This is a genomic window from Shewanella litorisediminis (assembly GCF_016834455.1).
GTDB classification, from domain to species: domain Bacteria; phylum Pseudomonadota; class Gammaproteobacteria; order Enterobacterales; family Shewanellaceae; genus Shewanella; species Shewanella litorisediminis.
The window spans coordinates 2262498-2275947 of sequence record NZ_CP069213.1 but is presented as its reverse complement, the minus strand read 5'-3'; the positions used below and the strand labels follow the sequence as shown (position 1 = coordinate 2275947).

Here is a 13450-nt window from a genome sequence, read left to right as displayed (position 1 = left end):
CGGTAACCACAACAGAAGGTGGCAAAAAACTGATCTTAATTACAAAAAATGCAGATAAACGACACCGTTCGATGTCTTTTTAAACAGCAGTGTGATGTTGGGCCAATTCAACTTGTTCAATAGCACACGCTTTAGGTTTTCATTTTTTGCCGCTCTGGTATGATCAGTGCCCAACACGAGGTTAAACCACTGGAAATTGGGGCTGATGATAATCAATGCCAAAGGTCCTGCGAGTTTCGCAGAGAAATACATAGTGCGTTCCATTTGGGAAAATAAGTTCCCCCCTGGCTCCATACTTCCTGCCGAGCGTGAGCTGTCAGAGCTTATCGGTGTAACCCGTACCACATTAAGGGAAGTCCTGCAGCGTTTGGCACGTGATGGTTGGCTCACCATCCAGCACGGTAAGCCAACCCGGGTAAACAATTTCTGGGAAACGTCCGGCCTGAATATTCTGGAAACCATAGCGGATTTGAATCCGGCCGGGTTTCCTGTATTGGTTGACCAGCTGTTATCGGCCCGAACCAATGTCAGTGCCATCTATTTCCGTGGCGCCCTGCGTCATAATCCGGAAACCGCGGTGGACATTCTTGCGCGGATCCATGGGATGGAAGATTCGGCTGAGGCGTACGCAGAGTTTGATTACGATTTGCATCACACTCTGGCCTTTTCGTCAGGCAATCCGCTTTATGTGCTGATCCTGAACGGCTTTAAAGGGCTTTATAGCCGGGTAGGGCGTTACTATTTTTCAAGCTCAGAGGCCAGAAAGTTGGCAATGGACTTTTACATCGAGCTTGAAAAGCTGGCCAAGCGGCACGCCTACGGTGAAGTACCGGCGCTGATGCGAAGCTATGGCATTAACAGCGGCAAAATGTGGCAAAAGCTTAAAGATGCCATGCCAGCAGATATTAATCAGGATCCCCACGGTTAATGCATGTAATGGCAAAAAAACGCAGCCTTCTGGCTGCGTTTTTTTATATTTTGACCGAGTGACCCTCTTCATCCCTTGGGGGACAGCGCGCCAGTTCTTTTATGGTGCCATCACTTTCTTCCTGTTCAAGCACCACGGTAAAGCCCCACAGGCGGTGAAGGTGCTTTAACACCTCTTTATGATCATCAGCCAGTGGAATATTGTGGAAAGGCACATACCGCAGGGTCATCGAGCGATCGCCCATCAATTCGACCCTGTGCACCTGAATATTGGGCTCGAGATTGGACAGGTTGTATTGCTGCGACATCATATTACGGATCTCCCGGTAGCCAATCTCGTCATGAATGGCCGAAATAGAGAGATAGTTTTTGCGCTCGTCATCCACAATGCCAAAGAGTTTAAACTGCCTGATCATCGCCGGTGACAGATACTGACTGATAAAACTCTCATCTTTAAAGTTCTCCATGGCAAAGTGCAGGGTATCGAGCCAATTGCTGCCCGCAATCTCAGGGAACCAGGCTTTGTCTTCATCGGTGGGATTTTCGCATATTCTGCGAATGTCACTGAACATGTTAAACCCCAGTGCATAGGGATTGATGCCCGAGTAGTAGCGGCTATTGTAGGCAGGCTGTGCGACGACGCCGGTGTGGCTTTGTAAAAACTCCAACATAAAGCGGTCGGTAACCAGCCCCTCATCGTAGAGGTGATTAAGTATGGTGTAATGCCAGAAGGTGGCCCAGCCCTCATTCATTACCTGGGTTTGCTTTTGGGGGTAAAAATATTGCCCCATCTTGCGGACAATGCGTACGATTTCCCTTTGCCATGGCTCAAGCAGTGGCGCGTGCTTCTCAATGAAATAGAGAATGTTTTCCTGGGGCTCAGCGGGAAAACGTTTTTTGGGCTGGACTTTTTCGACCTGGCTGACCGGAATGGTGCGCCAAAGGTCATTCACCTGACTTTGCAGGTATTCTTCACGCTCTTTCTGGCGTGCTTTTTCTTCACGGAATGAAATTTCTGATGGCCGTTTATAGCGGTCAACACCGTAATTCATTAACGCATGGCAAGAATCGAGCACATTTTCAACGGCATCCACACCGTTGCGCAGTTCACACTCAGCGATGTAATTTTTGGCAAAGACCAGATAGTCAATAATGGAGCTGGCATCGGTCCAGGTTTTGAACAGGTAATTGCCTTTAAAAAAACTGTTATGGCCATAACAGGCGTGGGCCATTACCAGGGCCTGCATGGTAATGGTGTTTTCCTCCATCAGGTAAGCAATGCAAGGGTTGGAGTTGATGACGATTTCATAGGCGAGGCCCATCTGGCCGCGCTTATAGCTTTGTTCTGTTTGAATAAAACGTTTGCCAAATGACCAGTGGGTATAGCCTATGGGCATGCCGATGCCCGCATAGGCGTCCATCATCTGCTCAGCAGTGATCACCTCTATTTGATTGGGATAAGTGCTGAGCCGGTAGTGCGCGGCTACGCGTTCAATTTCACTTTGGTATTCTTCCAACAACTCAAAGGTCCAATCCGGTCCGTCGCTTAAAGGTTTGCGTTTCCCCATAAAGCCCCCTTATACCGCCTGCTTCTTGAACAGCTCTCGGAACACAGGATAGATATCTTCTGCCTGGCGAATGTGCTGTACGGCCATGTTGTCAAATAGTTGTCTGAGGGAGTCATATTCGCGCCACAGGGTTTGATGGGCGCGGTTGGTGATTTCTATGTAGCTGAAGTAGCGCACTGTTGGCAGTATTTGTTTCTCCAGAATTTGCCTGCAGGTGGGGGAATCATCGGCCCAATTATCGCCATCCGAGGCCTGGGCTGCATAGATGTTCCATTCATCTGCCGGGTAACGTTCTTTTTGAATATCGACCATCAATTTGAGGGCACTGGAAACGATAGTGCCGCCGGTTTCCTGAGAATAGAAAAACTCGTGTTCGTCCACCTCTTTGGCCTGGGTATGGTGACGTATGTACACCACTTCCAGGTTTTTATAGGTACGGGTGAGAAAGAGATACAGCAGGATATAAAAGCGCTTGGCCATATCCTTTGTGGCCTGATCCATGGAGCCGGATACGTCCATTAGGCAGAACATGACCGCCTGGCTGGAGGGTACTTCCCGCTTGGTAAAGTTGTTGTATCTAAGATCGAAGGTGTCAATAAAGGGCACGGCATCGATTTTTTTGCGAAGGGCCTCTATCTCGGTTTTAAGGGCCAGGATGCGGTCTGCGTTGGCGCCCGGGGTGTTTTCAAGCTCCTCAAGTTCAGCTTCAAGTGTTTTAAGGTGCCGTTTCTTTGCTGCTGTCATGGCAGTCCGGCGGGCGAGGGATGAGCGCAGTGAACGCACAATACTGATATTGGCCGGTACACCATCATTGGTGTAACCCGCTCTTTGAACTTGATACTCGACCAATTTATTCAATCGATTACGCTGCAGATTGGGAAGCTCCAAATCCTCAAACAGCAGTTCCAGATATTCATCTTTGGAGATCTGGAATACAAAATCGTCCTGCCCTTCGCCGGAATCAGAGGCATCGCCCTGACCACTGCCCTGGCCGCTACCTCCCTGAGGGGGTCTATCTATCCGGTCACCGCGGGTAAACTGATCATTACCCGGGTGGACACGTTCACGGTAGCCGCCCCGTCCCTGATGAAACATGGGCTCTGAGATATCCCGGGTGGGAATACTGATTTGCTCACCCTTGTCTACATCGGTCACGCTGCGGCGTGTGACCGCATCACTGACCGCCTTTTTTATCTGCTTTTTGTATCTGTTAATAAAACGCTGACGGTTAACGGTACTCTTACCCTTGGCATTGAGCCGCCTGTCGATAAAGTTCGCCATACGCACCTCCCCAAATCCAGCGGCTCGCCTGCAAGCAGGCGAGCCTCGGCATCAAGACGATTTACGAACTCGCAGATACCACTCAGACAACAGACGTACTTGTTTCTTGGTGTAGCCTTTTTCCATCATGCGATTGACAAAGTCATCGTGTTTACGTTGGTCATCGGTGGAGGTTTTGGCATTGAATGAAATCACCGGCAACAGATCTTCTGTGTTGGAGAACATCTTCTTCTCGATGACAGTTCTGAGTTTTTCATAGCTGGTCCAGGTGGGGTTTTTACCTTCGTTGTTGGCACGGGCCCGCAGTACGAAGTTAACGATTTCATTGCGGAAATCTTTGGGATTGGAGATCCCGGCGGGCTTTTCGATTTTCTCAAGTTCCGCATTGAGGGCCGAGCGGTCAAACAGCTGACCGGTTTCGGGATCCCGGTATTCCTGATCCTGGATCCAGAAGTCGGCATAGGTGACATAACGGTCGAAAATGTTTTGACCGTACTCTGAGTAAGACTCCAAATAAGCAGTCTGAATTTCTTTACCAATAAATTCTACGTACTTGGGGATGAGATACCCTTTGAGGAACTCAAGGTAGCGCTCTGCGGTTTCACCGGGGAACTGCTCGGCCTCAATTTGCCGTTCCAAAACATAGAAGAGATGCACTGGGTTGGCTGCAATTTCGGTATGGTCAAAGTTAAAGACCTTGGAGAGGATTTTAAAGGCAAAGCGGGTTGACAGTCCGTTCATGCCTTCGTCGACACCCGCGTAATCTCGGTACTCCTGATAAGACTTGGCCTTGGGATCCGTATCCTTGAGGCTCTCGCCATCATAGACCCGCATTTTGGAGTAAATGGAAGAGTTTTCAGGGACTTTAAGCCGCGAAAGGACGCTGAACTGAGCCAGTGTTTCCAGGGTGCCGGGGGCACAGGGCGCTTCGGACAACTCTGAATTGATAATCAGCTTTTTGTAGATTTGAATTTCTTCCGATACCCGCAGACAGTAGGGCACCTTGACGATATAAACCCTGTCGAGAAAGGCTTCGTTGTTTTTGTTGTTCTTGAAGCTTGACCATTCGGACTCATTGGAGTGTGCGAGAATAATGCCACTGAAAGGCAGGGCCGACAGTCCTTCGGTACCGTTGTAGTTCCCTTCCTGAGTGGCAGTAAGCAGAGGGTGCAGCACCTTGATTGGCGCCTTGAACATCTCTACAAACTCCATTAACCCCTGATTTGCACGACACAGGGCGCCAGAGTATGAATAGGCGTCAGCATCGTTTTGAGCGAAGTGTTCCAACTGGCGGATATCCACTTTCCCCACCAGCGAAGAAATATCCTGGTTGTTTTCATCACCGGGTTCGGTTTTTGCCACGGCGATTTGATCAAGTACAGACGGGAAAACTTTGACGACTTTAAAGCGACTGATATCGCCACCAAAATCGTGCAGGCGTTTAACGGCCCAAGGGGACATGATGGTGCGCAGGTAACGGGTGGGAATATCGTATTCTTCCTGCAACAGCTTGCCGTCTTCGTCGGCATCGAACAGGCAAAATGGGTGATCGTTCACCGGACTGCGCACGCCGTCGGCACTGAGCATATACACAGGCACTTTTTGCATCAGCGCCTTGAGTTTTTCTGCCAGAGAAGATTTACCGCCTCCCACGGGGCCCAGCAAATAGAGGATCTGCTTGGATTCTTCAAGCCCTTGGGCAGAGTGTTTAAGGTAAGCCACTATCTGCTCTATGGCGTCTTCCATGCCGAAAAAGTCTTTGAAGGCCGGATAGCGAGAAATCAGCCGGTTTGAGAAGATCCGGCTCAATACTGAATTTTTTGAAGTGTCGATAAGTTCGGGCTCACCTATAGCCAACAGTAAACGTTCGGCTGCGGTAGCGTATGCGCTTTTATCCTGCTTACAGATTTCAAGAAACTCTTGCAATGTATATTCTTCTTCGAGTTTCTTTTCATAGCGCTGTTGGTAATGTTCAAAGATGCCCATGATAACCCCCTGAAACGCCATTGATGTGATGCAAGGAGCGGTGATTTGATTTTGCTCCCTACCTGTAATCTTAGACACAAAATCTTGAGCTGTGTCAAAAAAATCCTGAAAAAACAATGATAAATAGTTGCAAAAGCAACAGTTGCAAGTGCGTTGATTCGAGGTAATAGGGGATGTAGGGCGATTCGATAAGGAAAAATCACAACAAAAAAGGAGCCATCAAGGCTCCTTTTCATTAAGGCAAAGGCTTGTATTAACCAGCGAAGTTCTGGTTTACGAAGTCCCAGTTTACCAGTTCCCAGAAGTGGGCCAGGTAGTCAGGACGCACGTTGCGATAATCGATGTAATAAGCGTGTTCCCACACATCCACGGTCAGGATTGGGGTAACAGAATCATCGGTCAGCGGCGTAGCGGCGTTGCTGGTGTTTACAATGGCAACGGTGCCGTCAGCCTTTTTAACCAACCAGGTCCAGGCGCTACCGAAGTTGTTTACCGCAGCGTCGGTGAACTTGGCTTTGAATTCTTCGAAAGAACCGAAAGCGGCGTTGATAGCATCGGCAACCGGGCCAGTGGCTGCGCCACCGCCGTTAGGGGCCAGACAGTTCCAGTAGAAGGTGTGGTTCCAAACCTGAGCAGCGTTGTTGAACACACCACCGGTGGAGGTCTTTACGATCTCTTCCAGGGTCTTGCCTTCGAACTCGGTACCTGGGATCAGGCCGTTCAGCTTAACCACGTAGGTGTTGTGGTGCTTGCCGTAGTGGTACTCGATGGTTTCCTGGGAAATATGGGGTTCCAGTGCGTTCTTTGCGTATGGCAGCGGGGGTAATTCGAAAGCCATTAGTATCTCTCCATGGACGATTATACGTTTTTCACGTTCTTGCTCACTGGCCAATATTGTACTCGGAAAATCTGTGATGTGAATCATTCTTTGGGGTTTTCGGCCGATAGTGCTCATCGAAAAATCAAATAATGACATAACCTTATAAACTGTGGGATTTTGTTCCGGCGTCCACTGACGTACAATAAAGGCCACGTGTGAGACATCAATGCCCCAATGGGGATGCCAAGTCAGGAATCAAAATGGAAACAGTAGAAAGAATCAAGCAGCAAATTGCTGAAAACCCAATCATTGTCTACATGAAGGGTTCTCCAAAGCTGCCAAGCTGTGGTTTCTCTGCCCGCGTTGCTGAGATGATGATTAACATCGGTGAGCAGTTTGCCTATGTGGACATCCTGCAACATCCGGATATCCGTGCTGAGCTGCCCAAGTATGCCAACTGGCCAACTTTCCCACAGCTGTGGGTCGAAGGCGAGCTGATTGGCGGTTGTGACATCCTGACCGAGATGTTCCAGAAAGGCGAACTGCAGCCGCTCATTAAAGAAGTGGCCGCCAAATACAAAACTGAAGAATAAGCTTCAGGTTTTTGGCCTTGTACGAAAAGCCCCGCCAAGCGGGGCTTTTTTGTGACTCTTATTCAGTGCGGCCGAACTCCCGCACACTGAGTTTCACCAATCATGGGCTTTCTGGTTCAGGCGCTGAAGGTGGCAACACCAGATTCATCAAAATCGCCACAATACCGCACAGACTGATGCCGGTGAGGCTGAATGAGCCAATACCAAAGGCCATACCGCCGATGCCGAATACCAGGGTCACACCCACAATGGCCAGGTTGCGCGGGCAGGCCAGGTTTACCTGATTGCGAATAAGGGTGTTCAGACCCACTGAGGCAATAGAGCCAAACAGCAAGCACATGATGCCACCCATCACAGGTACAGGTATGGTTTGCATCAGGGCGCCCAGTTTGCCAACAAAGGCAAGCAGAATGGCGACTACCGCGGCCCAGGTCATGATTTTGGGGTCAAAGTTGCGGGTTAAAGTAACCGCACCCGTTACCTCTGAGTAGGTGGTATTTGGCGGGCCGCCAAAGGCCGCAGCGGCAATGGTAGCAACGCCGTCGCCTGCGAGTGTACGGTGCAGACCGGGGTCTTTCATAAAGTCTTTACGGGTGACATTGGAGATAGCCAATATGTCGCCTATGTGCTCTACGGCAGGGGCAATGGCCACCGGGATCATAAAGAGAATAGCCTGCCAATGGAATTCCGGTGTGGTAAAACTCGGCATGGCAAACCAGGGCGCGTTGGTCATGGCATCAAAGCTCACCACGCCAAAGAACAGGCTGGCCACATAACCCACCAAAATACCGGCAAGGATGGGCATCAGTTTAAGTAAGCCTTTTGCCAGCACGGCAACCAGTACTGTGGTGATAAGGGATAGCAACGAGATGATAAGGGCGGTGTTTCCTTCAACCAGTACCAGGCTGCCATCACCACTTTTACCGAGCGCCATATTCACCGCCACGGGGGCAAGGCCCAAGCCGATGATAATGATCACTGGGCCCACAACCACGGGGGGTAACAGGCGATGAATAAAGCCAACCCCTCTGAGTTTTACCAGCGTGGACAGCACCAGATACACGCACCCGGCTGCCACCAGTCCTCCCATGGTTGCGGCCACGCCCCACATTTGCACTGAGTACATGATGGGAGCGATAAAGGCGAAGGAAGATGCGAGGAATATCGGTACCTGACGGCGGGTGATAAGCTGAAACAACAAGGTGCCTATACCGGCGGTGAAGAGCGCAACACTGGTATCCAAGCCCGTCAACAGCGGCATCAACACCAGTGCCCCAAAGGCCACAAATAACATCTGTGCGCCCTGCAGGGGAAGCAGGAGTCTATTCATTTTGTTATATCCTGTAGGGTTAAAAATCTTCCCATTCTACCAGTTGTTGGCATTTTGATAAGTCAGGATCGCTTTTTTGTGAACTCCTTGGCGTACAAGGACAAAATTGGACAATTTCAGGTCCGGCTCCATCATTTTGTCGCTGTGTTGCCGTGCTGTAAGTATGTTACACTGCCGCTCAATCATTGTTGGGAACAGACCATTTTTCATGATGAAATCCTTTCTCAAAGTTGCATTAGGACTGGGACTGCTGTTTGGGCATATCAGCGCTGAGGCGGTGCAGGTCAGTCGGCTGAACGAAGCCGATGTACCAGTTAATTCAAGAAGCAGTGAAGAGCTTGAACAAGCTATCAAAGATGCCATGGCCAAGGTGTTGGTCAAAAACAGTGGCAGTACTGAAACACTGGCCAATCCCCAGGTTCAGTCACTGATAGCACAGGCCCGCTCGGCCCTCAGCCAATATGGCTATGTTGAAAACAATGGCCGCCTGTACGTTCGGGCCAGCTTCGATAGCGCCCGGGTGACCTCCACCCTTCGCAGTGCTCAGTTGCCAGTGTGGGGTAAACAGCGCCCGCTGACCCTGTTGTGGCTTGCCACCGACGGTGATGGTGAGAAGGTGCTGCTGGGCGACCAATCAGATTTGGCTCTTCGCAGCCAGTTTAATGATGCCAGCGCACAGGCAGGCGTACCGCTATTGTTTCCGCTGCTGGATTTGGACGACATGATGGCGGCCAATATCAATTCCGTCAGAGGTTTTTTTGCTGACGAAGTGGCACTGGCTTCACGCCGTTATCAATCGGACTTTTTTGCTCTGGCCACCCTGGAAGCGGCGGGCACCGGCTTCGAATATCGCTTGGCGCTTTATCCGCGGCAAGCTCAAACCGATATCACAACACCGCTTCAATCTGTTAATCAGGTTGAGGGCAGCGCCGAGAGTCTGGACAGCGCCATCAGCGCGATCCTGTCCGGTATGAGCTCCTTTTATGTCTCCCGATACGCGGTTACCGGAACCAGTCAGGAAAGTGAAACCGAGCTGGTGTTTACCGGTGTGGGTAGCCTTAAAGCGGTGGTGGATATAGAGACCTACTTAGGCCAGCTCTCCATGGTTAAATCTGCCCGTTTGGTCAGTATCGAAGGGGACTCACTGCGTTTTGCTTTGGCACTCTTTGGCAGCGAGGATGAACTCAGACGCACCCTGGCCCTGGAGCCGCGGCTGCAGCCCCTTGGCGGAGCCGAACAAGGCACTCAACAGGGTGGCGTTATTGTGGACCCTTTCGCCACCGCGGTGCAGCCCGGGGAGATTCTGGAAGTGCCCGGTGTTCCGGCGCAGCCAAACCGCTACCAATGGCGGGGCCAGTAAGCCGTCCGGCTCGGAATTTAACGGCGTCCATGATACACTGGCGCCGTTTTTCTTCAGGTGCCACAAGATAGATTGAGAAGTAACCGAGTGACACAACATCCCCCATTGCAGTTGTCCCTGCCTGTACATTTGCCAGATGATGAGACGTTCACCAGTTATTACCCTGCGGCGGGTAATGACGAGCTTATCGGCGCGCTGAAATCGGCGGCAGGTGGCGACGGGGTTCAGGCTATTTATCTGTGGGGACCGGTCAAATCGGGACGCACCCATCTTATTCATGCCGCCTGTGCCAGGGCCAATGAGCTGGAGCGTCGCAGCTTTTATATTCCCCTGGGTATTCATGCCAGTATCTCCACCGCCTTGTTGGAGGGGCTTGAGCAGTTTGACCTCATCTGTATCGATGATGTGGACGCGGTAGCTGGTCATCCCCTGTGGGAAGAGGCGATATTCGATCTCTATAACCGGGTGGCGGAGCAAAAACGTGGCAGTTTGATAGTCAGTGCCAGTGCCTCGCCCATGGAGGCAGGTTTTGTGCTGCCGGATCTGGTGTCCAGAATGCATTGGGGGCTGACCTACCAGTTGCAGCCAATGATGGACGATGAGAAGCTCGCGGCACTGCAGCGCCGTGCGGCCATGCGCGGACTGCAACTGCCGGAGGACGTGGGGCGTTTTCTGCTCAATCGTATGGCGAGAGATTTACGTACGCTGTTTGATGTGCTGGACCGCTTGGACAAGGCATCCATGGTGCATCAACGCAAGCTGACCATACCCTTTGTGAAAGAGATGCTGAGGCTCTGATTTTTTCATGGCTACTTCATGGTTTATAGCATGAAAGTATTTATTGCATTGAATATAAATAGATTTAACAGTCAGTTTTGTTCATAAAAAAGCGCTGCCATGGCAGCGCTTTTTGTTTATTGGAGATTCACTCATCTGCTCAATGCAACATTATTCCTTCGACTTTTTCTTGAGCCCAAGGCCCAGTTCACGGCCGCGATGGCGGGCGTAAAACGGGAAAGTGACTGACAGAAGCACCAAGAGGGCGAGTTCGAGGCAGGCGAACCACAGCCAGTCGCCGGCGATATACACCAGCGTCAGCGCGTGCAGCAGATACAGGCAGAGGACAAAGCTTGCCCAGGCATGGGTGTAGGGATTGCCCTTCATCAACCCGGGGAGCGGAAGCAGCAGGGGTACCAGCCACAGCAGGTTAAAGATGAGGGAATATTCCCGGCTGTTGGGGCCAAGCACAAACCAGAAGGCCATAACCAGCAGCAGGGCGAGATACCCCACACGGTTGATTGTTAACAGTAACGCGGTGTTTGACAGCACACGACACCTCAAAGGATTTCTAGTACGTTGGCGGGTGGTCTGCCGATGGCAGCCTTGCCATTGGCCAGCACCACAGGGCGCTCAATCAGTTTTGGATGGGCGACCATGGCGTCGATTAACGCGGCCTCATCCAAATCCGGGTTATCCAACCCAAGGGCCTTGTATTCATCTTCCTTGGTGCGCATCAGTTCCCGTGCCCCCATGCCGAGCAGAGATAAGATGCGGGCAATTTCGGCGGCATCCGGCGTGTCTTTAAGGTATTCCACCACTTCAATCTCAACACCTTGTTCACCGAGCAGCGCCAGGGTTTCGCGGCTTTTTGAGCAGCGTGGATTATGCAAAATAACGGCTTTTGTCATTACGGGTTCCGATTTTTATGCCATAAAAATTGGCGCAGATGATATCAAAAAAAACAGGCCCCGTCAGCGGCGGAGCCTGTTGAACAACCCGGCTACTTGAGTTCGTCCAGGGCTTTTTCGGCGTCTTTAAACTGGCGAATGCGGGCTTCGATTCGCGCCAGTTGCAACGCATCATCCTTGGTGTAGCGGTAGGCGAAGTTAAGCTGATCCACTGCGCCCTTGTAGTCTGCCGCGAGCGCCAGCGTTTCGGCGGTGGCAAAGTGCTCCAGCGCCTTATTGCCGTCTTTTCGGTAGGCCTGGGTCATCAACTGGTAGGGCAGAGGATTTTGCCTGTCGAGAAATACCATGTCTTCCAGCAGTGGAATCGCCTTTGGGCTCTCATCGGCTTCGATATACACATTGGCAAGATTGGCGTTGATCACCTGAGAGGTGGGTTTAAGTTTGCGTTTGGCTTCCAGCAGCGTGATGGCAGACTGGAAATCTTTGCGCTCGGCGAGCAAATCGGTTTTGGTATCGAGATAAAACAGGTTGTTGTCATCGCGGGCAAGCAGTTTGTCGATGATGGCTTCAGATTCCTCGAAGCGTTTAAGGCGAAACAGCGCCAGAGCCTTGCCATAAAGGGCTGCGCTCTCAATGGCATAACTGTGGCGTGACAGCTGTTTCTCAAACAGATTCAGCGCGGCTTCTTCACTGTAACTGGAGAACCTGACCTGCACCCTGGCACGGGCCAGATGGTAGTTCAAACTGTCTGGCACATACCTGTGGGGGTATTGGGTCGCCCGGGTACGGGCTTCACTGATGCGCGATTCAGGCAAGGGGTGAGTGAGCAGCATTTGCGGCGGCTTGGTGGTGAAGCGGTAACGGCTGGCTATCTTACCGAAAAAATCTGCCGCCGCTTCGGGGTCGAATCCGGCATCCACCAGAATTTGCATGCCGATACGATCGGCTTCCTTTTCATGTTGGCGGGTGTAGTTGATTTTGGACTGAGTAGCGAGCGCCTGAGTGGTGGCGAGCGCCGCCATACCGGCCTGGGGCGCGGCAATGGTGAGCAAAATGGCGCCCAGAAGACCGGCAATAGTCGCGGGGCCGGCTTTTTGCTGGGCTTCCAGCGAGCGCGCCAGGTGGCGCTGTGTGACGTGGGTGATTTCGTGTGCCAGTACCGATGCAAGTTCACTCTCGGTATCGGCATTTAAAAACAGCCCCGTATGCACGCCCACGTGGCCACCGAAAAACGCGAAGGCGTTGATTTCGTCGTTACGCAGCAAGAAAAAGTAAAAAGGGGTTTTTACACCGGTGGCGTTAGCGACGAGCTTGTTGCCAAGTTCTGTAAGGTATTGGCTCAGTACCGGGTCGTTCAACAGCGGCGCCGACGAGCGGATCACCCGCATATAGGCGTCCCCGTAGATCATTTCCTTTTCCAGACTGAAGGTGTTAACTGCCGCAGTGCCAAGATCAGGCAAATCGTTGTTCGCAAAACTCTTGGCCGCAGGTAAGGTGAGCAGTATGGATAAACCCGCCGCAGCGAGTGTCTTTGTCATTCTGGAAAGTGTCAAATTACGCAAGAGGTTGAAGATCCCTGTGTTGGTGTCCGGCCTTGGGCAAGTCGCTTGTGGTTTAGCGTGCAAGCAAGGATAATAGCCCCGGTTTAGCGAAGGCAAGTTCATTATGGTTTTTATCGATTTAACAGCATTTCGATGTCCTGTGCCTCTGGTGCAGGTGAAGCTGGCGTTAAAAAAATTACCGGCCGGTGAAACACTTGAAGTTGCTTTATTGGACAATGCATCCCGCCGTGATGTTCCCGCATTTTTGGAAAAACAGGGCTACGGGGTGCAGCGTACCCAGGACGATAACGCTTGCCTTAAACTTCTTATCAGCCAAGTGCCCCATACTCAGTAAC

14 protein-coding genes are annotated in these 13450 nt (G+C 51.4%); 5 read left to right on the top strand and 9 right to left on the bottom strand.

Annotation, left to right across the window (positions count from 1 at the left end):
• Positions 1–205 precede the first annotated feature (205 nt).
• On the top strand, positions 206–928 hold the full coding sequence (gene fadR / locus JQC75_RS09845; protein WP_203323952.1) for a fatty acid metabolism transcriptional regulator FadR: 723 nt from the start codon (positions 206–208) through the stop codon (positions 926–928).
• Positions 929–971: 43 nt separating this feature from the next.
• Here fadR and JQC75_RS09840 read toward each other — a convergent pair whose 3' ends face one another.
• The 4 genes from JQC75_RS09840 to sodB all read right to left on the bottom strand — a co-directional run bounded on the left by JQC75_RS09840 (position 972) and on the right by sodB (position 6600).
• On the bottom strand, positions 972–2495 hold the full coding sequence (locus JQC75_RS09840; RefSeq protein ID WP_203323951.1) for a SpoVR family protein: 1524 nt from the start codon (positions 2493–2495) through the stop codon (positions 972–974).
• Between the two features lie 9 nt (positions 2496–2504).
• Positions 2505–3776 carry a YeaH/YhbH family protein gene (locus tag JQC75_RS09835; protein WP_203323950.1) on the bottom strand — a complete coding sequence of 424 codons (1272 nt, stop codon included), beginning with the start codon at positions 3774–3776 and terminating at the stop codon, positions 2505–2507.
• Positions 3777–3827: 51 nt separating this feature from the next.
• The gene (locus tag JQC75_RS09830; protein ID WP_203323949.1) at positions 3828–5762 is read right to left on the bottom strand and encodes a PrkA family serine protein kinase; all 1935 of its coding nucleotides are present in this window, start codon (positions 5760–5762) and stop codon (positions 3828–3830) included.
• A gap of 253 nt (positions 5763–6015) precedes the next feature.
• Positions 6016–6600 carry a superoxide dismutase [Fe] gene (gene sodB / locus JQC75_RS09825; RefSeq protein ID WP_203323948.1) on the bottom strand — a complete coding sequence of 195 codons (585 nt, stop codon included), beginning with the start codon at positions 6598–6600 and terminating at the stop codon, positions 6016–6018.
• 242 nt (positions 6601–6842) lie between these two features.
• Between sodB and grxD the strand changes: the two genes are divergently transcribed.
• Complete coding sequence (gene grxD / locus JQC75_RS09820) at positions 6843–7175, top strand: Grx4 family monothiol glutaredoxin (protein ID WP_011760032.1); 333 nt, start codon at positions 6843–6845, stop codon at positions 7173–7175.
• A gap of 100 nt (positions 7176–7275) precedes the next feature.
• Here grxD and JQC75_RS09815 read toward each other — a convergent pair whose 3' ends face one another.
• Both JQC75_RS09815 and JQC75_RS09810 read right to left on the bottom strand, forming a co-directional pair.
• The gene (locus tag JQC75_RS09815) at positions 7276–8505 is read right to left on the bottom strand and encodes a uracil-xanthine permease family protein (protein WP_203323947.1); all 1230 of its coding nucleotides are present in this window, start codon (positions 8503–8505) and stop codon (positions 7276–7278) included.
• Positions 8506–8541: 36 nt separating this feature from the next.
• Positions 8542–8715 carry a hypothetical protein gene (locus JQC75_RS09810; protein ID WP_203323946.1) on the bottom strand — a complete coding sequence of 58 codons (174 nt, stop codon included), beginning with the start codon at positions 8713–8715 and terminating at the stop codon, positions 8542–8544.
• On the opposite strand from JQC75_RS09810, the gene JQC75_RS09805 reads away from it, so the two are divergent.
• Entirely contained in the window at positions 8714–9865 is a 1152-nt protein-coding gene (locus JQC75_RS09805) for a DUF2066 domain-containing protein (RefSeq protein ID WP_203323945.1), read from the top strand. The genes JQC75_RS09810 and JQC75_RS09805 overlap by 2 nt on opposite strands.
• An 87-nt stretch (positions 9866–9952) precedes the next feature.
• A complete protein-coding gene (gene hda / locus JQC75_RS09800) occupies positions 9953–10663 on the top strand; it encodes a DnaA inactivator Hda (protein WP_203323944.1) in 711 nt (236 codons plus the stop codon).
• 150 nt (positions 10664–10813) lie between these two features.
• Here hda and JQC75_RS09795 read toward each other — a convergent pair whose 3' ends face one another.
• The 3 genes from JQC75_RS09795 to bepA all read right to left on the bottom strand — a co-directional run bounded on the left by JQC75_RS09795 (position 10814) and on the right by bepA (position 13115).
• A complete protein-coding gene (locus JQC75_RS09795; protein WP_203323943.1) occupies positions 10814–11194 on the bottom strand; it encodes a DUF2069 domain-containing protein in 381 nt (126 codons plus the stop codon).
• 8 nt (positions 11195–11202) lie between these two features.
• The gene (gene arsC / locus JQC75_RS09790) at positions 11203–11553 is read right to left on the bottom strand and encodes an arsenate reductase (glutaredoxin) (RefSeq protein WP_203323942.1); all 351 of its coding nucleotides are present in this window, start codon (positions 11551–11553) and stop codon (positions 11203–11205) included.
• A gap of 92 nt (positions 11554–11645) precedes the next feature.
• Entirely contained in the window at positions 11646–13115 is a 1470-nt protein-coding gene (gene bepA, locus JQC75_RS09785) for a beta-barrel assembly-enhancing protease (RefSeq protein ID WP_380798283.1), read from the bottom strand.
• Positions 13116–13218: 103 nt separating this feature from the next.
• Between bepA and JQC75_RS09780 the strand changes: the two genes are divergently transcribed.
• The gene (locus tag JQC75_RS09780) at positions 13219–13449 is read left to right on the top strand and encodes a sulfurtransferase TusA family protein (protein WP_203323940.1); all 231 of its coding nucleotides are present in this window, start codon (positions 13219–13221) and stop codon (positions 13447–13449) included.
• The last annotated feature ends 1 nt before the right edge of the window (position 13450 follow it).